This is a genomic window from Williamwhitmania sp. (assembly GCA_035529935.1).
Classification (GTDB): domain Bacteria; phylum Bacteroidota; class Bacteroidia; order Bacteroidales; family Williamwhitmaniaceae; genus Williamwhitmania.
This window is the reverse complement of record DATKVT010000206.1, coordinates 1-24,620: the sequence shown is the minus strand read 5'-3', so window position 1 is coordinate 24,620 and position 24,620 is coordinate 1. Positions and strand designations below refer to the sequence as shown.

17 protein-coding genes and 1 riboswitch are annotated in these 24,620 nt (G+C 45.5%); of the genes, 10 read left to right on the top strand and 7 right to left on the bottom strand.

All coding sequences use genetic code 11. The annotated features are described in order from the left end of the window. Positions 1-256: 256 nt before the first annotated feature. Entirely contained in the window at positions 257-949 is a 693-nt protein-coding gene (locus VMW01_15785; GenBank protein HUW07710.1) for a hypothetical protein, read from the bottom strand. Between the two features lie 217 nt (positions 950-1,166). Here VMW01_15785 and VMW01_15780 point away from each other — a divergent pair, with 217 nt between their 5' ends. After that, positions 1,167-2,486: an acetyl-CoA hydrolase/transferase C-terminal domain-containing protein gene (locus VMW01_15780; protein HUW07709.1), complete on the top strand. Its 1,320-nt coding sequence runs from the start codon at positions 1,167-1,169 to the stop codon at positions 2,484-2,486. Between the two features lie 62 nt (positions 2,487-2,548). On the opposite strand, the gene VMW01_15775 is transcribed toward VMW01_15780, so the two are convergent. The 3 genes from VMW01_15775 to VMW01_15765 all read right to left on the bottom strand — a co-directional run bounded on the left by VMW01_15775 (position 2,549) and on the right by VMW01_15765 (position 8,278). Next, the gene (locus tag VMW01_15775) at positions 2,549-4,849 is read right to left on the bottom strand and encodes a GH92 family glycosyl hydrolase (protein HUW07708.1); all 2,301 of its coding nucleotides are present in this window, start codon (positions 4,847-4,849) and stop codon (positions 2,549-2,551) included. 297 nt (positions 4,850-5,146) lie between these two features. Continuing rightward, positions 5,147-5,392: a hypothetical protein gene (locus VMW01_15770; GenBank protein HUW07707.1), complete on the bottom strand. Its 246-nt coding sequence runs from the start codon at positions 5,390-5,392 to the stop codon at positions 5,147-5,149. A 699-nt stretch (positions 5,393-6,091) separates the two neighbouring features. Then, a complete protein-coding gene (locus VMW01_15765) occupies positions 6,092-8,278 on the bottom strand; it encodes a RelA/SpoT family protein (GenBank protein HUW07706.1) in 2,187 nt (728 codons plus the stop codon). A gap of 154 nt (positions 8,279-8,432) precedes the next feature. Next, positions 8,433-8,631: riboswitch (cobalamin riboswitch) on the top strand. Positions 8,632-8,737: 106 nt separating this feature from the next. On the opposite strand from VMW01_15765, the gene VMW01_15760 reads away from it, so the two are divergent. The 7 genes from VMW01_15760 to VMW01_15730 all read left to right on the top strand — a co-directional run bounded on the left by VMW01_15760 (position 8,738) and on the right by VMW01_15730 (position 18,023). After that, a complete protein-coding gene (locus tag VMW01_15760) occupies positions 8,738-10,624 on the top strand; it encodes a TonB-dependent receptor (protein ID HUW07705.1) in 1,887 nt (628 codons plus the stop codon). A 22-nt stretch (positions 10,625-10,646) separates the two neighbouring features. Continuing rightward, positions 10,647-11,735, top strand: coding sequence for a DUF5074 domain-containing protein (locus VMW01_15755; protein ID HUW07704.1), 1,089 nt, complete (start codon positions 10,647-10,649; stop codon positions 11,733-11,735). A 220-nt stretch (positions 11,736-11,955) separates the two neighbouring features. Next, on the top strand, positions 11,956-13,965 hold the full coding sequence (ligA, locus tag VMW01_15750) for an NAD-dependent DNA ligase LigA (GenBank protein HUW07703.1): 2,010 nt from the start codon (positions 11,956-11,958) through the stop codon (positions 13,963-13,965). Positions 13,966-13,969: 4 nt separating this feature from the next. Next, complete coding sequence (locus VMW01_15745) at positions 13,970-14,566, top strand: hypothetical protein (protein HUW07702.1); 597 nt, start codon at positions 13,970-13,972, stop codon at positions 14,564-14,566. Between the two features lie 89 nt (positions 14,567-14,655). Further along, complete coding sequence (dapA, locus tag VMW01_15740; GenBank protein HUW07701.1) at positions 14,656-15,531, top strand: 4-hydroxy-tetrahydrodipicolinate synthase; 876 nt, start codon at positions 14,656-14,658, stop codon at positions 15,529-15,531. Positions 15,532-15,600: 69 nt separating this feature from the next. Then, a complete protein-coding gene (bla, locus tag VMW01_15735) occupies positions 15,601-16,353 on the top strand; it encodes a subclass B1 metallo-beta-lactamase (GenBank protein HUW07700.1) in 753 nt (250 codons plus the stop codon). Between the two features lie 53 nt (positions 16,354-16,406). Further along, entirely contained in the window at positions 16,407-18,023 is a 1,617-nt protein-coding gene (locus VMW01_15730; GenBank protein HUW07699.1) for an NADP-dependent glyceraldehyde-3-phosphate dehydrogenase, read from the top strand. Positions 18,024-18,746: 723 nt separating this feature from the next. Here VMW01_15730 and VMW01_15725 read toward each other — a convergent pair. From VMW01_15725 to VMW01_15715, 3 genes are all read right to left on the bottom strand, one after another. Continuing rightward, positions 18,747-19,997 (bottom strand): TlpA disulfide reductase family protein, encoded by a 1,251-nt coding sequence (locus VMW01_15725; protein HUW07698.1) that lies wholly within the window; start codon positions 19,995-19,997, stop codon positions 18,747-18,749. Positions 19,998-20,451: 454 nt separating this feature from the next. Next, entirely contained in the window at positions 20,452-21,627 is a 1,176-nt protein-coding gene (locus VMW01_15720) for an ATP-grasp domain-containing protein (protein ID HUW07697.1), read from the bottom strand. A 158-nt stretch (positions 21,628-21,785) separates the two neighbouring features. Further along, positions 21,786-23,336, bottom strand: coding sequence for a hypothetical protein (locus VMW01_15715; GenBank protein ID HUW07696.1), 1,551 nt, complete (start codon positions 23,334-23,336; stop codon positions 21,786-21,788). 386 nt (positions 23,337-23,722) lie between these two features. On the opposite strand from VMW01_15715, the gene VMW01_15710 reads away from it, so the two are divergent. Together VMW01_15710 and VMW01_15705 are read left to right on the top strand one after the other, a co-directional pair. Beyond that, entirely contained in the window at positions 23,723-24,292 is a 570-nt protein-coding gene (locus VMW01_15710) for an RNA polymerase sigma-70 factor (protein ID HUW07695.1), read from the top strand. A gap of 12 nt (positions 24,293-24,304) precedes the next feature. After that, positions 24,305-24,620, top strand: a 316-nt coding sequence (locus VMW01_15705) for a hypothetical protein (GenBank protein ID HUW07694.1), incomplete at its 3' end; no start/stop codon positions are given.

The following is a 24,620-nucleotide window of genomic DNA, read 5'->3' as shown; positions in this document are numbered from 1 at the left end:
TCACCCCCTGACTGTTCAAAAAAAACAATGGACAGCCATTACGACCATCCATTGCTGGGGTTTATTGCAGAGGCGCTGTGAACCCAGCCGCACTTGTCCCCATCTACCCCAAAGGTGTTGGCTCATGCTTAACCGCCTCTGCTTATAGTTTAAATATCCAACCAAATAAGGCTATACTAAAATGTGGGAGTGTGCCTCTCAGTCTTCGATTAGCAGGTACCCCTTACTTATTAAGAAATGCATGGTCGTATTGCTGCTACTTAAGTGGACTACCGGTTGCGGTTCCTAAAGCTGGATTATCGAAAGGGGTTCCGTAGCCCTGAAATGGTCCAGTCCAGTAGTTGGTGCCGTATGGCGGCAGTCCGGTGGACCACTGAAATTGTGCCGATACGGTGGTGCGTGGCGTTACCTTGTAGCTAAAACCCACCGAAATGCTCTTAAAGTCGTTGTTAACGCCGTAAGGGTAGGCAGTGTAGCCGCCCCTGCCGTACATGCTGTTACCATAAAGATTAACCCTGTTGGTGAGGTAGTAATTTGCGCCGGTGTAGGCGGCCGTGGGGGAGGACTCAACAATTACGTCGTTGTTGTTAAAGCCATTGGCGTTGTTGTGCCCAAGATAGGCACCTACATACATTTGCAGCCTGTCCGTTGGCTGGAACGATATGTTGGGGGCAACGTAGGTGGAGAGCATGTTCCTGCCACCACCAAAGGAGGTGAATGCGGTCCCCAGTTCAAATCCAACATGTGCGTTCTTGAGCAACCCCGGCTTAAATGGGCTGTTGGTTGCCGTTGATGGAGTAACGGGTTTTACACCTGATATAAATGCCGGTTCAGCAGTTATTTGTTGGGTAGAATCAACTTGGTAAAGGCTAGGAAGATCCTCTACTAGCTGTGAGTACCCCGAAATACTTAGTGCTGATAGGAGAAGGAGCAAGGCGACATTTTTCATGGCAACCGTAGTTTTTAACAACTAACAAATCTACAACAATTATGCCTGAAATCAACCTAAATTCAGTATGGTTGTAAAGCACCAATACATTATGTTCTTCAGCATTTACGGGATATTCATACCTCAATTAAAATATCTTTGCACACTGTTATTTCATTAACTGTGAGATTTCCTTTTGTGGTTTGCTGATAATTGGTTGGATTTAATAAAATATTGTATGCTCAAGCCAGTAAGATTTGTTTCGGCCGAGGAGGCTGTAAAGGTTATTAAGTCAGGAGACAGGATTCATATTCACAGCGTTGCTCTTGCCCCTCAGAAGTTAATTAAGGCTATGTGTGATAGGGGCAGGGCCGGTGAGCTGAGGGATGTGAAAATACAGCACCTTCACACCGAAGGATCTGCACCATACGCGGAGGCTGAATTTGAGGGTGCTTTTTTCCTTGAATCGTTTTTTGTGGGTCACAACGTTCGTAAGGCCACCCAGGAGGGATTTGCCGATTACATTCCTGTTTTCCTTAGCGAAACGCAAAAGTTGATTCGCGACAACGTGCTGCACGTCAACGTGGCCATGGTTCAGGTTTCTCCTCCCGATAAGCATGGGTATGTATCGCTGGGCACCTCGGTCGATTGCACACTCGCAGCTGTTGAATGTGCCGATAAGGTAATTGGCGTTATCAACCCCAACGTTCCTCGGGCCTTTGGCGATGCCATGATCCCCATGGGCATGATCGACATTTTCTGTGAGGACAACACTCCACTTATTGAAGCCGCACCCGCAGAGCCCGATGCCATAGAGAAGGCCATAGGAACCTACGTTGCCGGATTGGTGGAGGATGGCGCAACCATTCAGATGGGCATTGGGGCCATTCCCAACGCTGTGCTTGGGATGCTGGGAAACCATAAGAATCTTGGTATTCATACCGAAATGTTTTCCGACGGTTTGCTTCCGCTGGTGGAGATGGGCGTTGTAAATGGTGCTGAAAAGAATATTGATAGAGGTAAGATTGTTTCTACCTTCCTTATGGGGTCGAAAAAGGTGTATAACTTTATCGACGATAATCCGGGCGTGCTGATGATGGATGTGGGCTACACCAACTCCATCGACCTTATTAGCAAAAATCCAAAGGTTACCTCCATCAACTCTGCCTTGCAGGTAGACCTCACTGGTCAGGTTTGCGCAGATTCGCTGGGAACCAAGTTTTACTCGGGTGTTGGTGGACAGATTGATTTTATTCGAGGTGCCGCATGTTCCAGGGGCGGTAAGCCGATAATTGCCATGCCCTCCGTGACCAACAAGGGCGTTAGCAAGATTGCCTCGGTGCTTAACTTAGGTGCTGGAGTGGTAACCACGCGCGCCAATATGCACTGGTTTGTTACGGAGTATGGCGCCGTTAACCTTTATGGAAAATCGTTGCAGGAGCGTGCCCGAATGATTATCAGCATTGCCCATCCGGACCATAGGGAAGCGTTGGATAAAGCTGCTTTTGAACGATTTGGACCACATTACCATTACGTGTCTACCTTGGCTGCCAAGTAGGCTGTTTTGAATTTGAATATATAAAGAGGCGCTGGACCATATCTAGCGCCTTTTCGTTTTGTTTACCACTTTTTGTTGGGCTTGGCACCCATGTAGAATTGTATGCTTGGACCACTCTCCAGCTCGGAGTGGAGTAGGTATCGGCGGTGCAGCTCTTTTCCGTTAAGCAGAACCTTTTGTATATAGATGTTTTTCTCGCTTTGGTTCACTGCCTCAATGTTGATGGTCTTCCCATTTTCTAACTTAATGGTAGCTGACTTAACCAGAGGACTTCCTATGGCATACTCTACACTTCCGGGGCAGAAGGGGTAGAATCCCAGCGCTCCAAATATGTACCAAGCTGACATCTGACCGCAATCGTCGTTACCGCAAAGGCCATCGGGTGTGTTACCATACATTGTTTCCAGAATGGCTCTAACCCGCTCCTGCGTTTTCCACGGACGGTCGCTCCAATTGTAAAGGTAGGGGATGTGGTGTCCCGGTTCATTCCCCTGAATGTAGCCACCCATCATACCATCGCGGGTGATGTCTTCGGTTTCTGCAAAATACTTGTCGTCCATGGTCATGGTGAAGAGCGTATCCAAGTGTTCACCCAACCTCTTTTTTCCGCCCATGAGGGAGATCAACTCCTTGGGTTGATGTGGAATGAATAGGCTGTAGTTCCAGGAATTTCCTTCTACAAAGCCCTCTCCATCGGTTTTCAGTGCATCGAAGTTGGCCTTCCATGCTCCCGACGAAAGTCGTGGCCGAGTAAAACCAATGGTGGTGTCGAACACGTTTTTGAAGTTTTCGGAACGGTGCAAAAACTCCTTCTCAATCGAAGCATTGCCTACCTTGTGGGCCATTTGTGCAATACACCAGTCGTCATAGGCGTATTCCAACGTTTTGGATACGGAGGAAGAATTTTTGTCTTCCGGAACATAGCCAAGGTCGATGTAATATCCCAATCCATCGTAGCTTCGATGATTGGCTGTGGTTACGCACACTTCCAGGGCTACGGCTGGGTCAACTGGTAGGTTGTTTTTAACGTAGGCATCGGCAATTACGGCAACGCTGTGGTAGCCAGTCATGCACCAATCTTCGTTGGCGGAGTTTGACCATATGGGCAGCATCTTGTGAACGCTTTGGTTGTAGTGCGCCAGCATCGATTGAATCATATCTCTGTTCCGGGCAGGTTGCAGTAGGTTGAACAGCGGATGTAGCGCCCGATAGGTGTCCCAAACCGAGAAGGTGGTGTAGTCAGTAAAGCCTTGGGCTTTGTGGTTATTTTGGTCTAGCCCTCGATAGCGTCCATCCACATCGGAATAGACAGTTGGACTCAAAAAAGCATGGTAAAGTGAGGTGTAGAAGGTTTCTTTATCCTTATTGTTGATAAACTGTGCTTGCACCTTACCTAGCTCTTGATTCCAATCATCCTGACCTTGCTTTACCACGGCATCGAAATCCCAGCCCGGAGTTTCTGCCTTAAGATTTGCAAGGGCGCCTTCGGTGCTTACCGACGATATGGCAAACTTAATCTGAACCATTTGTTTCTCTCTAGTGTCGAAGTTGAAGTAGAGGCGAACATCTCTACCAGCCATTTCAGGGAAATTTTTGGTCTCGTCAAACTTGCGCCAAAATCCTCGGTAGACTGACTTGTCCAGCTTCTGTTGACCATACTCCTTGATGGGACGGGAGAAGACCATGGCGAAGTAGAGCGTTCGGGTTCTTGCCCAGCCGGTTGTTTGCCGATAACCGGTAACCAACGTATCGTTTTCTACCCTTACAAAGGTCCAAACATCTTTTCCAGGGTAGTTGTAAATACCGTGGATGAGGTCGAGGATTACGTGCGCATCGGCAGTTTTGGGGAATGTGTATCGATGGAAGCCAACGCGGGTAGTTGCTGTTAACTCTGCCTTTATTCCGTAATCGGCAAGTTCCACCTTGTAGTAGTCGGGAATGGCTACCTCGGTGGCATGGCTGTATCGTGAGCGATAGCCCGTCGATGGATTCTCCGCTGTTCCCGGATTGAGGTGTAATGCCCCTACCGTAGGCATAATGAGAAAATCGCCAAGGTCGGAGTGTCCTGTGCCGCTGAAGTGCGTATGGCTAAACCCAACTATGGTAGAGTCGGAATACTGATATCCTGCACAGTAGCGGTAAACATTGGGATTATACTTTCCACCAGCTTCGTAGCTAATGGTGTCAGTATCGGGGCTGAGCTGCACCATTCCAAATGGAACGGTTGCGCCGGGGTAGGTGTGCCCCATGTTTTTTGTTCCGGTTAACGGCTTTACATACTGAACAAAATCGGAAGCAGGTTGCTGGGCAAAAGTGGAAATTGCTGTAATACAGAACCCCAAAACAATCAAATATCTTTTCATCTTTATGCTAAGGTTGATAGTGAGTGTAGTAGTATGCTGCGTTGAAGATACTGTTTTTTGCTAAAGTCAAGAGATTGTTTTACTTATATTTGAGTTGGGCGTTTTTGATGAATATTGGAAACATATACTTTAGGTTTATTACAAGAATAATTTACAACACTATACCTTAAATGAAAAAGGAGTCTTATAGTTAAGACTCCTTTTTCATTGTTAATCTCCAGAATAAACCTTTTCAGATATAATTTTAAGGAATAATCAGGAATGGAAATATCATCATATCATTACTCAATTTACGAGTTAGGCCAATAATGTTCTACCGAATATTTTTCTTAGCCTTGATTGGTATCCACCAGTGCCATAATTGCCTTTATATCTGACAATTCGTTCCGTTAAATCATTGTCAAGAGTTAAGGTACTGGTTGAATAATCAAACCTTTCCTGAAGTATCACAAATAGTTCTTGAAAACCACCGTTTTTCTTTGTTTCAGGACGTTGTTTTAAGAGGTAAGTTACCTCTACTTCGTTTAAAGTTATATTAACCATATTAGTATTATAATGTTTAGATAATTATTAATAAGTAGGATATGTTAGGGTTTATTCCCTAAGCTTATTTTTTTATGCTATTATTTCACCTTACCCTTGTATACAATTTTAAACTTCTTACCTTTGAACAAAATTATGAACTTAGAGATGGGTAGTCTATAAGTTCATTTTGCTTTGTTTTTTTGAATTTGACAAATATGATGCCAAAATTAAGGTTATGCCATTATGGCGTAATCCTTTACTTATTAAATGGAGTCTAATTAGTCTACTCATTTTCGTAAATCACTAAGACAATAATTCCCACTTTTTTTTCGATTCTCTTTCCGACATCATGGTGTCTAATCGTAATTATTATTGGTATTCTATCAATCCTTTAGTATTTGCCAACGTTCAGTAAATTTTCGTTTTAACCGTTTTTTATTGACATTAAGCGCTATCGATTTGCAAGTCTCATTGGTAATTCATTTAATTGAATAGGCTTCTCTGGATATACTCAGTCGTTGCCTATGTTTTAGAAGGACAGAATACACTTATGAGAAATTAGAAACTAGAAGCTAGAACCGACCGAAGGGAGTTCGCCGTAGACAAATTAGAAACACAACCCCGAAAAATCGGGATCTCCGCTGCGCTCGGACTCACAACTCACAACTCACAACTCACAACTCACAACTCACAACTCACAACTCACAACTCCTCAACCTACCTATTCACCCGAATGGCTCGCTGAATTCCCTTAATTTTTTGAAGTCTGCTGAGTAGATTGCCCAGCTGGCTGGAGTGCTCTATAAACACTTTAAGAGTACCAACGAAGCTGGAGCCCTTGGATTCAATGGCAATGGCGCGCATGTTGAGCTGCATCTCCTTGGAAACAACCTCAGAAATACGGTTTACTATACCCAGCTCATCGTAGCCCACAATCTTAATGGTGACTTGAAAGGCACCTGAGTCCTCTTGGTCACGCCACTTAGCGTTTAAGATGCGGTAAGAGTAGCGTTCCCTGAGCCTGCTGGCATTTGGACAGCTGCTACGGTGTACCTTAATACCCTCGCTTATGGTGACAAAGCCAAAAATATCGTCGCCAGGGATCGGGTTGCAGCACTTGGCCAACTTGTAGTCAATGCTATCGAGACGCTCATCGATAATTAAATAATCGTTGAACTTAGGATGGTGGTGCTCATAAACCTTTTTTGCAGCAGGTGGAGTAGGCTCTGCCTTTTTCTCCTCATCGGCGCTCAGCAGTGATTTAATGGCACCGAGATCAATCTTTTCTTGGAAAATGGCGGTATAGAGGTCGGTGGCGTCCTTTATTTTAAAATGTTTTATCAGCCTGTTCACCACCTCATCGTCGAGGTTGAGTTTCCAATTTTTAAGCCTTCGCTCCAGCATCTCCTTGCCAAGGTTGGCAAGCTGCAGCACATTCTCCTTGAGGCTTTGCTTTATTTTTGACTTCGCCTTGGAGGTAACCACAAAGCTGAGCCAATCCTTCTTTGGCTTTTGGTTCTTGGAGATGGTAACCTCCACCAGATCACCATTTTTTAGTTCGTCACGAATGGTGGCATTTTTCTGGTTTACCTTTGCGCCAACGCAGTGGTAGCCAACGTTGCTATGAATTTCAAAGGCAAAATCGAGCACGGTGGATCCAACGGGTAGCTTCTTGAGGTCGCCGTTTGGAGTAAACACAAATATCTCCTTGCTGTGCAGGTTTAGCTTAAAAGAACTCACCATCTCCTCGGGTGAGATGTCGGGTGTTTCGATGATATTCCGAATTTGTGAGAGCCACTCATCAATGCCAGCTTCCTGTCGAATGCCTTTGTAACGCCAGTGTGCTGCAAGTCCGCGCTCTGCAATGTCGTCCATGCGGCGGGAGCGTATCTGCACCTCCACCCATCTTCCGTCCGGCCCAATTACCGTGGTATGGAGTGATTCGTAGCCGTTTGACTTAGGAACCGAAATCCAGTCGCGCAGACGGTCAGGATTGGGGATATAGCGGTCGGTAACCATTGAATATGCACGCCAGCAGTCGATTTTCTCTCTTTCCAAAGGTGAGTTTAGAATAATGCGGATGGCAAAAACGTCGTAAACCTTTTCGAATGGAACATTCTGCTTCTGGATTTTTTTCCAAATGGAGAATACCGATTTGGTCCTCCCCTTTATTTCGAAGTCGAAATTTTCTGCAATCAGCTTTTGCTCAATTGGCTCCATAAACTCCCGAATGAACTTATTTCGGACAGCAGTGGTATTTCTTAATTTCTTTATGATGGATTTGTATTCCTCATTTTCGGTGAACTTCATGGAGAGGTCTTCCATCTCGCTTTTCACCTTGTAGAGACCAAGCTTGTGGGCTAGCGGAGCATATAGGTTAAAGGTTTCACGCGCTTTGGCAACCTGCTGCTCCTTGGGGAAATGGTTGAGCGATCGCATAATCTCGAGGCGGTCGGCCAACTTGATAAGGATCACCCGAATATCCTCCGAAATGGAGATAATAAGGTTGCGGTAGTTTTCGCTCTGATCGATGTCCTTTGAATGGTTGATTGCAGCAATACGGTTAAGGCTATTGATAATACTTGCAACATCTTTACCAAACCTCTTCTCAATCTCAATAATTGGAATGCCTCCAAAGCGGGTAGTGTCGTGGAGCAGCGCCGCAATAACCGATGTTGCCCCAAGTCCAATCTCTTCAAGCACAATACGCGCTACGGCAACAGGGTGAAATAGGTATGGCTCCCCGGAGCTGCGCCGCATATTTTGGTGAGTTTCAGCCGCTAGCTTATAAGCCTCCTTAATCAGCTGAACATCGTTCTTTTCGAGAATATGTTCACCTGCTTTTAGCAGCGCCTTAAACCTGTAGATGACTTGCTTGTGCTCTTTTGGCCTTGTTTCTTCCAATGGTCTGAATTGAGATGTGACAGGCACAAAGTTAAAATCTTCGGTTAAACCTGTATGGCTTTATGTGTAAAATGTTCTGCGCGTTTATGAAAGTATAACGTAAGTTCATGTTTAAAAATATGCCTTGCAACGATTGCGGGTGACATAAAATAAATTACTTTTGACTCAGTTTGGTTCTCCATGTTATGTGGAGCGAAGAGGGAATCAGGTGTAAATCCTGAGCAGTTACCGCTGCTGTAATCTCTATTAAAACTTTTGCTACCATCCAAATGCCACTGTTCCAATTTTGAATGAACGGGAAGGCCAGCAAGAGAGAGAAAGTCAGAAGACCTGCCAACGAATGCACATTTATAGCTTTCGGATAAAAAGCTCAATGTAATTTCGTTACATTATCACTTTTTGTTTTAATCCGCAGGTTATAAATGATTGAATCTTAACGATTTTAATCATTTGTAACGCATGTTAGTTGAAGTATTTCTTTTTTCTGCTCTTTCCGGTATTCATCCGGGGCCGCCTGTTCCCGACAAGGAGGTGGTAGACACCGCCGTCACCTTAAAGGAGGTGGTGATTCAAAATCGGTTACAACGTTACTCGCGCGAGCTTAGCGTTCAGCCAATTTTCACCAAGGATATTAAGGATTATGCGCAAGCTCAGCTCGACCAGCTGCTTGCAAGTCAGGGTGGAATAGTGGTGAATACCTATGGTCCAGGAGGGGTAAGCAGCGCCTCCATTCGTGGGCTTGGGGCCGATCATACCGCTGTGCTATGGAATGGCTTCAACATCCAAAGCCCTATGGATGGCGGAGTTAACCTTGCCATTCTCCCAACCTCCTTTTTTGACCAAGTGAGCATACAGTATGGAGGCAACGGCGCTCTTTTTGGCAGCGGTGCGCTTGGTGGGGTAATTCATCTGGAGAGCAAACCCGATACTGCTCAAGGCATCAATTTTTCGCTGCTTCAAACTTACGGTAGCTTCGGCAAGTGGTTTACTGGAGCGAATGTTTCCGCTGGTTTTAAAAGGATGAGTTCCCAAACTCGGGTGTTCTACACAGAGGCCAAGAACGATTTTCTTTTTCACAATACTGCAAAAATCGGGAAGCCTTATGAGCACCAAGTAAATGCAAACTCTGCTTCCACCGGTATAATGCAAAATCTGGCTTACCGCATCAAGCCGAACCAGTCGATTGCGGCTTCGGTTTGGTACCAGAATAACTTTTCACGACCTCAGCCCATGATGGGGGCCTACACTAACCACGAATCGCTCAAGTGGACATCGTTAAGAAATGCATTGGTGTGGAATGCTGTTGCGGGAAAGTTCACCACTACCGTTAAGGGAGGCTACTTCTACGATCAGAATATTTACGACAATCCGGGTGTGGAGCATTCTAACCACAAGTTTTATGTAATTACAAGCGAAGCAGAGGGAACTTATGACTTGGGAAAGGTGGGCTCAATTGAAACGGGTTTAATATACATAAACGAGCAGGCTAAATCGACCAACTATGCTGGACGACCAACACGAGATAGAGGAGCAGGTCGGATGGCTTACAGGTTTAACACTCATTACCTTGAAGGTTTTGCAAGTATTAGGGAGGAGATCGTTAGTAGCGAACAAAACCCGTTTACTTGGAGTGCAGGTGTTAGGGTAAAGCCGATGAAATCCATTGCTCTACGTGCTAGCATCTCTAAAATATACCGGCTTCCAACCTTCAACGAGCTGTTCTGGTCCAGCTGGGGTAACCCCGATCTACAGCCAGAAAAAGGGTATTCTTCCGATGCCGGATTGGAGGTTAACACCTTGCTAAACCGCACGACTTTCCGATTTGTGGTAAATGCCTTCAATAGCCATGTCGACGATTGGATAATATGGATGCCAGTGGCTGGTGGTAAGTGGAGTCCAATGAACATCAACAAAGTGTGGTCGCGTGGCGGTGAGATGCAGCTATCTGTTTCGCATAGAATGGGAAAGTTGAATGTTGGTGGGGAGGGCGCTTTCTCATACAATGTTACCACCTCCAACAGCGGAGTCACCAGGGGAAATCAACTTCCTTATGTCCCGAAGTATAGCGGAACATCGTCACTGTTTGCTGAATATTCCGGTTTCCGGATAAAGTATTCGCAGCACTTTTCGGGTAGAAGATTTATTAACGATGCAAATGTGGACTACGTGGATGCATACACCGTGGCCAGCCTAATGGTTGAAAAAGAGTTTAGAGAGCACGATTTCAACATTCGATCCTTTATGCGGATAGATAATATTTGGAACACGGAGTATCAGGTAATGAACAACTACCCTATGCCACTGCGATATTTTGAGTTTGGAATTGGTATCAATTTTACAAAATAACTTAATCCTAACACTTTACAGAATGAAAAATCGAACGCTTACCCAAAAGCTGTTGCTAGGCCTTGGAGTATTGGCAGCATTTTCCTTTGCTTCGTGCCAAAAGGATAGTTCCCAAAGTAGTGTTGCTTATCCCTTCAGCAACAGTATTGCCATTGCCAACGAGGGTGCCTTTGGCTCGTCGAATGCAACACTTTCGCTCTACTATCCATCGGGCGATAATGTTGTAAATGAGGTGTTTAAAAAAGTGAATAACCGTCCGCTTGGCGATGTCTTTCAGAGCATTGGATTTGCAGGCGACAAGGCTTTCTTGGTGCTCAATGGTTCCAATAAGATTGAGATTGTAAATGCCTCAAGCTGTAAGGAGGTTGCTACCATCGAGAATATTTCTAGTCCACGATACGTGACTGCGCTTTCGAGTTCAAAAGCCTACGTTTCGCTTTGGGGCGATGGGGGTCATGTGGCAATTATTGATGTGGCAACCAACTCCATTAGCAACACTATAAAAGTGGGCACTGGCCCCGAGAAGATGGTAATCGCTTCGCAGAAGCTGTTTGTTGCCAATAGCGGTGGCTGGGGAACTGATAATACCATTTCGGTAGTTAATACCCAAACCGATGTTGTGGATGCAACCATTACGGTGGGCGATAACCCCAAGGATATGGTTCTCGATAAGAATGGTAAGTTATGGGTGCTTTGCGCCGGAAACATTGTGTATGACGTCAACTACAACGTGGTTTCGGAAACGCCATCGATGCTGGAACGTATTAATCCATCCACTAATCAAATTGAGTTTTCAATAACCCTTGGTGCCACATATCACCCTGCGCACTTGGCTGTGAATCCTAGTGGCGATGTGCTTTACTATGGTGGCGATTACACTATTGCAGGAATATTTTCTTTTTCCATCGATGCCACCACCACCATGTCGACACCCCTCATCAACGATAGCTTCTACGGCTTTTCGGTGAATCCATCCAACGGTGAGATTATTGGTTTGCTTGCCCCAACCTTCACCCAGCCGGGAACCATGAACCGTTACACTTCTGATGGAACATTTATAAAGAGTTATACCGTTGGCATTGGTCCTAACAGCGCCTATTTTAGCAATTAATTTCATAGCGTTATTTATAATGGCCGGGTGGGTATTCCATCCGGTTTTTTTATGGACAATTTTTTCCTTCGCAAGCGTTTTGCCTCGCAAGGCATGGTGAAAATCAACAGTGTAGATTTAGATGATCTTCAGGTCACGCACTGACGACACTTTTTTCAATTTTCGTATTATTCGATATTTCCTTTCATCTTCGTATCTTTAGTGCAAATTCAATAGATGTATGACCCGCGAAGAAGCTAAGCAACGAATTGAACTGCTGCGTAAATCGCTCGATGAGCACAACTATAGCTACTACATAAAGGCCAATCCCACCATATCCGATTTTGAGTACGATGTGCTGATGCTGGAGCTGATAGGCTTGGAAACCCGTTATCCTGAGTTTTTTGATCCATCATCACCAAGTCAGCGGGTTGGAAGCGACCTGTCGGCTGAGTTTGTGCAGGTGGAGCATCGCTATCCCATGCTTTCGTTGGGGAACACCTATTCGGAGGATGAACTCCGTGACTTCGACCAGCGGGTTAGAAAGCTGCTGGTGAACGAAACACCGGAATACGTATGTGAGCTAAAATTTGATGGTACAGCCATAAATCTAATCTATAAAAACGGCATACTGGTTCAGGCGGTTACCCGTGGCGACGGAGTTCGTGGCGACGATGTTACGGCAAACGTAAAAACCATTAGGTCCATTCCGCTTAAGCTGAAGGGTAGCGATTATCCTGCCGATTTTGAAATGCGTGGAGAGGTGATTTTAACCCATAAAGCATTTCAGAAGATGAATGATGTTAGGGCAGCTAAGGGTGAGCAGCCGTTTGCCAACCCACGGAATGCTGCAGCAGGGACGCTCAAGTTACAGAACTCTGCAGAGGTTGCTCGTCGTGGTTTGGATTGTTTTTTATACTATGTGCTGGGCGAGGAACTTCCATTTGAATCGCACTATGAGAATTTAGAAAAGGCTCGGGAGTGGGGTTTTAAGATATCGGAGCAGAGCAAAAAATGTAGATCGATAGAGGAGGTATTTGAATTCATTCATCACTGGGATATTGCCCGCAAGGAATTGCCATTCGATACCGATGGCGCGGTTGTAAAGGTGAACTCATACAGCCAGCAAGAGCAGCTGGGATTTACGGCTAAAATACCACGATGGGCAATTGCATACAAGTTTAAGGCAGAACAGGCATACACACGGCTACTATCTGTTGATTTTCAGGTTGGACGAACGGGAGCCGTTACGCCCGTTGCGAATCTTGAACCTGTTTATCTGGCCGGAACAACTGTGAAACGTGCATCGCTCCACAATCAGGATCAGATTAAGCTGCTCGACTTGCACATGGGTGATACGGTAATTGTGGAAAAGGGAGGTGAGATTATTCCAAAGATTGTTGGAGTTGATATTTCAAAACGTTCGATTTCTACTGCTCCTGTTGAGTTTTTAACCCACTGTCCCGAGTGTGGCACCGAGCTAGTTCGGCCCGAGGATGAGGCTCGCCACTTTTGCCCCAACGATCAAGGATGTCCACCGCAGATTGTTGGCCGCATGGTTCACTTCATTAGCCGCGATGCCATGAATATCGACGGTTTGGGTGAAGAGACCATCGATCTGCTTTATAGGCAAAACTTGATAACCACCCCAGCCGATTTATACAATCTTACAATGGAGCAGCTAGTGCCACTCGAACGACTGGGCGAAAAATCGGCACAAAACATATTGGCTAGCCTAACTGTTTCTAAAACAGTTCAATTTACTCGTGTTCTCTTTGCATTAGGAATTCGTTATGTGGGAAAAACAACGGCTAAAAAGTTGGCAGAGCATTTTCGAAGTATTGAGGCACTTGAGATGGCTCCGTTTGACGAACTTTGTTCTGTAGATGAGGTTGGCGAACGAATTGCCGGCAGCATTCGTCAGTTTTTTACCGACGAAAGGGCATTGATTTTGGTTGAAAAGCTAAAATTAGCAGGATTACAGATGAACCTTCCTCAAAAGGTGGACGAAACTATTTCTCAGAAGCTGAAAGGTTATACCTTTGTAATCTCAGGCTCTTTTCAATCTATTTCGAGAGAAGATCTCAAGGAGTTGATTGAAAAACATGGTGGTAAGAATTTAGCTTCGGTGAGTGGAAACCTTAGCTATCTTGTGGCTGGTGAAAAGATTGGACCAGCCAAACTGAAGAAAGCCACTGAACTTGGGGTAACCATTATCTCGGAAGATGAGTTTTTTAATTTGATAAATTAAGAACATGTTCAACAATTTAAGGTACAGGTCCGGTTTAAGGGGCATTGATGCTCTGGAGAAAAAGGTAAATAGAAAGAAGTTTATCTACAACCTGGATACTGCTCGTAAGGTAGGTATCGTTTTTGAAGGCTCCGTTACCGGTGTGCCGGAGGAGATTAAGGAATTTATGCAATACCTGAAGAAGCGAAATCTTGATGTTCACGCCATTGGATATGTGGACATGAAGGAGTTAACCGTTGGGTTGGAGCAGCATCCCACCATTGGTTTCTTTTCACAGAAGGAGCTAAGGTGGAATGGAATACCTAAAAGCCAGCAGGTTACTGAATTTACCGATATTCGTTTGGATATTCTCATCGATTTTACCCGCAGAGAGCTAATGCCGGTGCGGGGTGTGGTTGCGCTCTCGCATTCGAGCTTCAAGGTGGGCTTTCAAAACTACTTTCATAGCCCTTTCGATTTTATCCTCTCGGTTAAGGAGTCGGAGAGCCTCTCCTTTATTATTGAGCAGGCAAAACATTACCTGATGGCCATTAATAACCGTCACTACCAAGTGGCTCATGAAAATGATGGCGATACTAAGTATGGTTTAGCAACAAATTAATTACCTCATTCTCCTATACAAGATGGCTTACAAGCAAGTCTGTTTTTGCTCAACTTGCTTTCAATTGTTGAAACGTAAATAGCATTTCTATGAAGAAGTTCTTTGGAACAGGGGTGGCTATGGTGACCCCTTTCAACCCTGACAAAAGTATCGATTTTGAGAGCCTGAAAAAGCTCACCAACTATATTACTGATGGAGGCGTTGAATTTCTAGTTGTTTTGGGAACAACGGGAGAGGCAGCCACACTATCGGCAGAGGAGCGACACAAGGTTGTACGATTTGTTGTGGAGCAAAATGGAGGTAAGCTGCCCGTGGTTGTTGGAATTGGCGGTAATAACACCATGGAGGTAGCCAAAACCATGAAGTCCTTCGACCTTTCCGGTGTTGATGCCATTTTATCGGTAACTCCATTCTACAATAAGCCAACGCAGCAAGGACTATACGAGCATTTTAAGGCATTGGCAGGTGAATCGCCTCTTCCTATCATTATGTACAACGTTCCGGGGAGAACGGGCATTAACCTCTCTGCCGAAACGACTTTGCGCCTAGCTCACGATTTTAAAAACATTGTGGCAGTTAAGGAAGCTTCTGGAAATCTGAATCAGCAATCCTACATCCTGCGTGATAAACCCGCCGATTTTAAAGTTCTTTCCGGCGATGACGGTTTGGCTCTTCCCCAGATTGCCCTTGGTCTCGATGGCGTAATTTCGGTGGTGGGTAACTGCCTTCCACGCGAATTCTCGGATATGGTAAGGTTTGCCTTAGCTGGCGAATATGGCAAGGCAAAGCAGCTGCATTACAAGTTGGTAGAGCTGATCGATGCGCTATTTATGGATGGAAATCCAGGAGGAGTTAAGGCCGCTCTTGCAACAAGGGGCGTGGTGAAAAATATACTTCGTTTGCCCTTGGTTCCCGTTAATGCAAACGTGCAAGCCAAGTTGGAAAAGTTAATGGCTGGATTCTAGTCAACGCATTTTATTACTTAGGTAACCGATAAAAGGAGGTGTTTTCACCTCCTTTCTATTCTCAACCATATGAAGCAGGTTATTTCTATTTTGATTGTTGCCATCGGCTGGTTCCAAGGCACTTTGCTTGCTCAGGAGTCTGCTGCTAAGGATGTTTACCATATAGGGAACGACATCCAAATTAGGGCGCTGGTACCGGGAGTCTATCTCCATCAAAGTTTTATGAATGTGCCTAGTTGGGGCAGAGTTGGGGCAAATGGGCTGGTTGTGATCTCTGGCAATGAGGCTTTGCTTATCGATACACCTTGGAACGATTCCTTAACATCGGTGCTGTGTAGATGGCTTGATGACAGCTTGCATGTGAAAGTGGTGAAGGCCATTGCTGGCCATTTTCATAGTGACTGTATGAGCGGCCTTGGTTATCTTAACGCTCATGGGGTTGAAACCATATACGGGAGTAAAACGCTGGCCATCTGCAAGAAGGAGGGCCTTCCCATTGCTAAAACTACCTTTGCCGACTCTCTTAACCTGAATTTTAATGGAACACCGCTATTCCTCTACTTTCCTGGTGGTGGTCATAGCGTTGATAACATTGTGGTTTGGATGCCATCGGTAAAAGTGCTGTTTGGCGGATGTTTGGTTAAAGATTTATACACCAACAATCTTGGTAATGCTGCCGATGCCGACCTTGCTGCATGGCCCAACTCCATTCGGCGCGTTATAGTTCGTTTTCCAGCGGCGGAAATTGTTGTTCCGGGGCATGGAGAACCTGATGGAAAAGATTTGCTTACGCACACGCTGGAGCTTTGCTCTCCTAAGTAGCATTTTCTACCTACATACAGAGTATTCATATTTGTTGACAAAACATAGTGATAATGAAACAGACAGTTGACAGTATATTTCCTTCCAATGAGGAGATACCTGAGCAATACCGACTAAAATCGCCGGTGGAACAATCGGAATACCTCATCAACGGTGAGATTTTCAGTTGGAAGGGGGAGAGCCAAAAAGTTTTTTCCCCGGTGCTAATTCGCAAGGGCAATGAATTTGACAGCTACATTGGCAGCTATCCATTGATGGGAGAGAAGGAGGCTATGCTGGCGCTTGACGCTGCCACTGCTGCCTACAACTCCGGTAAAGGGGAGTGGCCTTCCATGGGAATTGAGGAACGCATAGCGTGCATGAAGAATTTTGTTTTCTACATGAAGGAGCAGCGCGACGAAATTGTAAAGCTGCTCATGTGGGAAATAGGAAAAAGTGCCATCGATTCGGCTAAGGAGTTCGACAGAACAATTGATTATATTCTCGATACCATTGATGCAGTTAAGAATCTTGATAGGGACTCTTCCCGCTTTGTAATCACGCAGCAAGTGATTGCTCAGGTTCGTCGCGCACCACTTGGGGTGGTGCTCTCCATGGGACCGTTCAACTACCCGCTCAACGAAACTTTTACTACGCTCATCCCCGCGCTTATCATGGGGAACACGGTGATATTTAAGCCTCCACGAATGGGTGTGCTGCTGCATCGACCGTTGATAACTGCCTTCCAAAAGGCATTCCCAAAAGGTGTGGTGAACACCATTTATGGTGATGGCAAGCAGATTATTACCCCTCTTATGAAGTCGGGTAGGGTTGATGTGCTGGCGTTTATTGGTACCAGCCGAGTTGCCGATATTTTAAAGAGTCAGCACCCCAAGCCACACCGACTAAAGAGCATTCTTGGTCTCGATGCCAAAAACCCGGCCATTGTATTGGCCGATGCCGATATTGAGAATGCGGTGAAGGAGTGTATCACCGGCTCACTTTCATTCAATGGACAGCGCTGCACGGCTCTCAAAATTCTCTTTGTGCACCGAAGCATTGCCGATGCATTTGTAAAGCGCTTCAGCGAGGAGGTTGGCAAGCTAAAGTTGGGTATGCCTTGGAGTGCTGGAGTAGGGATTACACCGCTGCCGGAACCCAACAAGTCGGAATTTTTAACCGGGTTGATTGTTGATGCAACGGCAAAAGGGGCGAAGGTGGCAAACCCATCTGGCGGATACTTCAACCGCTCATTCTTCTATCCTGCGGTTCTTTTCCCTGTAAACAAGAACATGAGGGTTTTTTACGAGGAGCAGTTTGGACCAATTGTTCCCATTGTTCCGTTCGACGATATTAATGAACCGCTCGACTACGTGGTGGAGTCGAACTACGGGCAGCAGGCCAGCATCTTTGGGCAAAACCCCGATACCATTGCAACACTCATCGACACTTTGGTAAATCAGGTGTGCCGCGTAAATGTGAACTCCCAGTGCCAGCGTGGACCGGACATTTTCCCATTTACTGGTAGAAAAGATTCCGCCGAAGGAACGCTCTCCGTTTCGGATGCGCTGCGGGTGTTTTCCATTCGAACGCTGGTGGCAGCGAAGGAGAACGATGAGAATAAGAAGATAATTACAGATATCGTAAGGGAGCAGAAGTCAAACTTCCTCTCCACCGATTTTGTGCTGTAGAACCATTAATAAGCATAGATAATAAGAGCCAGGATTTTTTCTCGGCTCTTTGCTTTTATAAATCCGCCAAAGGGATGGTTTGCGCTGGGTTTTCTCTTGTAATGCGTTTCGGTAATTGCGGTGCATGATACAATTTGAAAATTAACCAATTTGTAGATTTGAAAATGCTGGTGCAGCTATCAACCATTTGTTATTGCGGTGCAGGGCAGGTTCATTGATTGAGATTTGCGCGTGTACCGCTGGCGCTTAGGATGTTCCTGTTCCGAGGGCTCGCGCCCCCCGCTAAAAACATTCAATCCCTTCGGGGTTGCGTTTTGGGCGAAATATCTTAAAGCCCGAAGGGCTGATATGATTATAGAAAACCAGCGTGAAGCGCAACAGAAAACCCGGAACGGGTGACAGAAAATTATTTCAGCCACCTGCCAAAATTTGAAAATATTGGTGCAGCAATCACCCATTTGTTATTGCGGTGCATGGCAGTAAGGTTCATTGATCGAGATTTGCGCGTGCAGCGCTAGCGCTAGGGTTGTTTGCAACCCAGGGCTAAAGCCCTGGGCTATAAATATTCAACCCCTCCGGGGTTGCGTTTGGGGCGAAAAATATTTCGCCCCTACATTCGTTGAATTCTTTTATCGAAAAAAAAGAGACGCAAATCCTTGCGTCTCTACAATCGATGAATTTTCGTAATTATTTTTCTGCCGTTGCGTTACGGCTATTTTCCTTTTATTTCGCCTTTTCTGCAAGCAACTTCTCCACAAATGCGGTGGTTTCGTTTACCAACTTTGTGTAATGCTCGCCTGTTCCGGGTCCGGAGAAACCGGTGTGCAGCTTAACAATATTTCCATTCCTGTCGATGAATATGGAGGTTGGAAAGGCAACCATTCCATCGAGGTTGTAGAGCACCTTGTCCATGGTTGCCTTACCGCGCGGTCCAGCGTATAGGAAGGTAAACTTAGCACCGGTTTGGTCGGCAAAACGCTCAATGCCCTTTTTCGACGATTCCAAATCCTTGTTCTCAAAGCAGAGGGCTACGATTTCCAACCCTTGCGATTTGTACTTATTGTAAAGCTGGCTGTAGAATCGAATCTCGTCCATACAGTTGGGACACCAGGAACCCGAAGCGCTTACAATAACCACCTTATTTTTGAACCTACTATCGCTAAGCCTTACAGTATCACCGTTAAGGTCAACACAGGCAAATGCAAACTTGTTGGTTGCTCCCTTTTTAAGATGGATGAGCGACTCAACGGGAGGCAGGTCGGCATTGTTGTTCCTAACGGCAGTCCATACCGATTTCCACCGAGCGCTGCCAAGAAACATACCGTTCACCATCTGGTTATCCGATGGAACTTCAGCGGTTATAATGAGGGTGTGGGCTCCATCCACTGCCGATAGCATAAGCTTATTGCCGGCAACTTTACCTTGAAGGTAGCGCATGTCGCCGCCGGAGTTAAGCCACGTGCCAACCACCTTGGATCCCGTTTGTGTAAACTCACCCACCATGTTGGTAGAGTCTGGTGTTCCTGGGTTTTCGGTAATTTCCCAACGGCCCGAAACGTTAACTTCTGGTGCTTCCGTGGCATTGGGGAAGCGGTCGGTGATACCTTTAAGCGCATAAAACTCGTAGCCGTGTCCATTCTCTTTTCCTTTGGGGAAATATTGTCCAACAAGTGAATCGGGGTATATTCTGGCAACAATTTCACTCAAAAACACGGGGAACTTCATATCGATGGAGTCTCCCTTTATAGCTATCTCGGTAACCTTAATGGTTTCGTTGGCATTAAGGATTGAAATAACGTAGCTGTTGGAGTCCTTAACAACGTTCATGTTGAATGGAACCTCCATGCTCTTTTCAGTGGAGTCGGGAACGAGCCTGCCAAGCCAAGGGCCTTGAGCTAATTCAGCTTGTTTGCTGGTGCAGGATATTACGCCAACAATGGCTAATACTCCTAATGCTAAGTTTTTTAAATTCATCGCTATCCGTGTTCTTTGGTGAGCGTTAATACTGATATTACTGTTTATTGCGGTGGAAAAGCTGGTTATACCATTTCCGTCCATTAATTGCAAGAACAATTATAATTATGCCAGCTGCAGCTCCCGTAATAAGTCCAACAATGTAAGAAAGTGACATCGCTTCTGTTTTTTGTTTTTCAAATGTATAAATAATCATTGGTGTCCGGGAAACATTTGTTGATCCCCTATTGGGAACCATCATCTAATATTTCTATGCTATTCTACAAAACTTTATCCGCTACGCGGAAAATTCTCCTTGGGACCCGTAGACCGCTGGCCAAGGATGTAGTATTGTAAAAATGTAATTCCAGTTTATTACATACTTCATAGAGACTTTTTCCCCGAACAACGATATATAATCCTATTTCGCTACCGATGAAGTGATTTTAAAGCAAACTTAGAGAGAGCCTTAATGTTACTTTGCAACTATAAACTCCCTTAGATTCGAAACCAAGATTTTATCCAACTCGGCCATGTTCTCTGCTCTTGTTTCAGTAAAAAGGAAGGCAAAAACAGGGTATTGGGTGAAATCAATTTTCCTCAACTCCAACGGCTTTTCAAAATGCGTTAACAACGTTTCGTAGTCGAAAGAGGCAATGTCCGATGCCTGATGCCCAGAGTTATTGTCCAGAATAACTATGCTGTAAACCTTGCCTTCCTTATCTTTCAGTAAGCTGTTCCAGTCGGGGGCCTTTTGTTCGAAGTAGCATTCGTACTCGTTAATTCCGTATGCATGGAAAGCCAAGTCACCGGTGGAGCACCAGCCGCCAAAGCGCATGGGGTTCACCTCAATGGGGTAAACCGTGCCAGCCTTGTCTATTCTTATCTCGACGTGGGCTGGAAAGTTGCGCAGCTGCGCAAGCCGGGAAACATTGGCGAGAAAGGCTTCGATGCGAGCAATGTTTTTCTCAACAATCTCCTTCGAAGTAAAGTAAACACGGTCGCTTACATCTTTTCCTGAACCAAAAATGTGCTCCAGAATGTTGAGCACGACGGGCTTTCCCTCATCGTTAAAGTAGCAGTCAATGGCAAACTCATCACCCTCAATGCAATCCTCAATAACAAAGTTGGTGGCGTCCATTACCTCCTTTGGGTATAGATCCTTCACCTCCTCAATTTCGTGAGCAATGGTTTCGCGAATGGCAATCCACTCCTCATCGCTATCGACCTTATGCACGCCCATGCTGAAGAACCCAATAGCCGGCTTAATAATAAACGGCTTTGGAATGTCGTGCGACGACAGCGTTGCCAGCTCTGCTAGCGGAACACTCTTGAAGTAGAAGTTTGGGAATATGGGCTTTACCATCTCCCTAAATTTCACCTTATCCTTGAATAGGCCAATTGTATGTGGAAGGGATGAGAATGGCAGGTTTTGCTCCACCCAGCTGATGGCGTTTTCGGAGTTGGAGTAGACCAGCTCTTGCGGATTTTGGCGAACACGGTTTGCGGCTTCCTGTTCGCTGATGAATTTTACCCCGCCTTTGCTAGCAAAAAACTCTCTCGCAATGGCAGTATCAACTACCGGATATTGATTTCGAACGATGGTTTCTTCAAGAAATTCTGAGACGTATGGTTTGTCGAGTAGTATCATTTGATTAATTATTTTACGATGTTGCGTGTTGTTGTATTACTCAGTGCATTGTAATATTGTCCTGTGCACCGCCAAGACTTTCCGTATTTGCCAGATGGCAAAAGGGCATAGCAGCACCTTGCCAAGGTGGCTCAGTGCTATTCGATTGTAAAATCACCCTATGGTTTAAGCAGGCTGCTCAAATCAATCTCAATGAGTGAATTGTCCTGCGCGTAGCGAAGCGTTGTTCCCGATAGCACCGCGTTTGAGGGAGCATCGAGAATGGCGATTGCCTCTCCCTGCCGGTTGGTAACAATGGTGGAGCTACCCTTTACTAGGAAGTTAAAACCCATTGCGCTGAGGTAGTTGACATAAATTTCGGTGATATTGTGCTGGTTATCAACCTTTAAATTGTCGTCAATGGTAAGAATGCGGCCAGTGGATGTGTATAGAAAATGGCGGGTGGTGTCGGTTGCGTTTAGGGCAATAAAGGTGGAATCCTCTCTTTCCACAAACGCCTGATTACCTAAGAAGTATGCCAACTCACCATAGAGGTTTTCGGTCAATGGCTTCTCATCTACCAAGCTTCCTGTTGAAAGATTGTAGCTGGCCAACTTATGAGGAAATACAAGTATCAAGCTGTTTCCATGGACGTAGTAAGCGTTTATTTGGTTCTCCTTTTCGAACTCTGTCATGTAGTTTTGCTGCCCGTTTATGAGATTAAAGGAGGCAATGAACGGCTGTCCAAACTCCATCAACCGGTTGTTCTGGTAAGCAAACCCCCGATTTATTAGATAAACAACCTCGTTTTCAATTACAAGGGTAGACTTGCTTGTTAGCTTCTTTGGCAGGGTAGTTTGCCATACCACGTTCCCCTTTAGGTCGATGCAGGCAATGCTCTCCTTGGAGGCAAAATATAGAAGGTTGTTTTTCTCCACTAGGTTGGAGGCAATATCGTGAACAATGTTCTGCCCTGTTGGTACAAGCATTATACCGGTTGCAAGACCAAGGGTAATGCCTGCGGCTAGAGTTACAGGTTGGGCCGAATACTCCTTAACCCCTGTTATGGCCTTATAGTCCCAACCATGTCCGGTGGAAGAGTTCAAAAGGTGCAATCCCGACGATACAATGAGCTTGGAGGTATCGTCCATATTGGTGAGCGAATTCCACCCAAAGTCTCTGTTAACCTCGTGGCTCCAAAAGGTTGAACCGTTCGCCATGTTGATACCCATCAACGTATTTACGTTGCTTGCCGATGGATTAACGATGGGGTAGGCCAACCCAATTTTTGTTTTCGGGTCCACATAGTAAATGGCGGTTGCGTTCTCCCAAACCACTTTTCCGTTTTCGCTGCTTAGCCGCTGCGTATTGTTCCCCACTCGTTGAAGAATGGCGCCACCACTCAGCTTTACATCGAAGTTATTGGTTTGTTGAGCCCAGAGCATCGATTGGCTTTTATCGTTGTAAACTCCTATATAGCCCTTGTTCTTAAAGTATTTTCCATTGTTTGTTAGGTAGCGAAGCTGCAGCAGAATGTTTTGGTTTGTGGTGTCGCCTTGCCATTGCGATACAAAGCAGGGAAATGTGATTTTGGTAGCGTGAATTTCCTGATTTGTAACCAGGTTTTTTCCAATGGTAATGTCTTGGCGTGTTGGCTCTAAGGTGCCATTTTGTGCAAAGCTACTAAAGGAGGTAAGCAGCGCAAATACTAGTAATGCAAGTTTATTCATGATTTTGTGTGTAAGCAATAGGGAACAATATTTAAAACATTCGTCCACGGCAAATAGTATGCCGGGTTAAAAGTAAAAATTAAAGTTGGGTTTATTCTTCTAAGGATAAAGTAAAGAAGCACCCTTTTTGTTTCATCTAGAAGAAAATTGCTTCTCCCAACATATTTTTAAGAAATACTCCGTCTTCAAAAATGGGAAGCAGAGCCATCGAAGGTTTGATATTCATCAACCCATTCCATATTTTCGTGATCATTTGTTGAGAATTTGGTTTTAGCGGAGGGGGGATAGGCTCCGGTGAGTTGTCATAGCAGTGTTAAGAAATTGCGAATGGCTTGCAATAGTTACAGATATGGGATACTTTTGAACTGCCATCAACTGGTTTAACGGTGCAGGAAAAAGAGATAGTTGTAAGCATTAGCAATGGGGACGAAGGTGTTTTTGAAGAGGTTTTCAGAACATACTATGAGCGTCTTTGTATCTATGCTCATACAATGCTCAACGATAGCCAGGAGGCAGAGGAGATGGTACAGTCTACATTTATTACCCTTTGGGAAAATCGGGCGACGCTCGACATTCATACCTCGCTGAAGAGCTACCTCTACCGTGCGGTGCATAACAGCTGCTTGAATCGGATCAAACACCTCAAGGTGAGGCAGGAGCACGGCGACTACTACCTCCACGCCTACGATGAGCAGGTTGACTCCACGGCGCAGCAGGTAATGGGTAACGAGCTGCAGCAGCAGATAGGTTTGGCTGTGGAACAGCTGCCTGAACAGTGTAGGAGAGTATTTACATTGAGCCGATTCGAAAGCTTAACCTACGCCGAAATTGCTGCCAAGCTCAACATTTCGGTGAAGGCGGTGGACAAGCAGATGGTGAGAGCGCTTAGAATAATGCGGGAACAGCTGAAGGATTACCTTCCTCTGTTCCTTCTACTAATGATACTAAAGAAATAGACAGTTATAACCTTGGTTGTAGACAACGAACATATTGACCAGCTCATAGCGCGCTACCTCGCAGGTGAAGCATCACCTGAGGAGGCCGTGTTGCTTGACGATTGGGTTGAGCAGAGTGCCGACAATAAGCGGTACTTTGACCAGCTGCGGCTACTTTTCAATCAGGGGAGAGGGGTGTCGGCAACTCCGGTATTTAATGTGGACGCCGCCTGGAGCACGGTGGCTGCTGGCATGAGGGAAAAACCAATAGCCAAAGTTGTTCCGCTCTACCGAAGAGGATGGGCTCAGCTGGCTGCTTCGTTGCTACTGCTGGTTGGCCTTCCGCTAT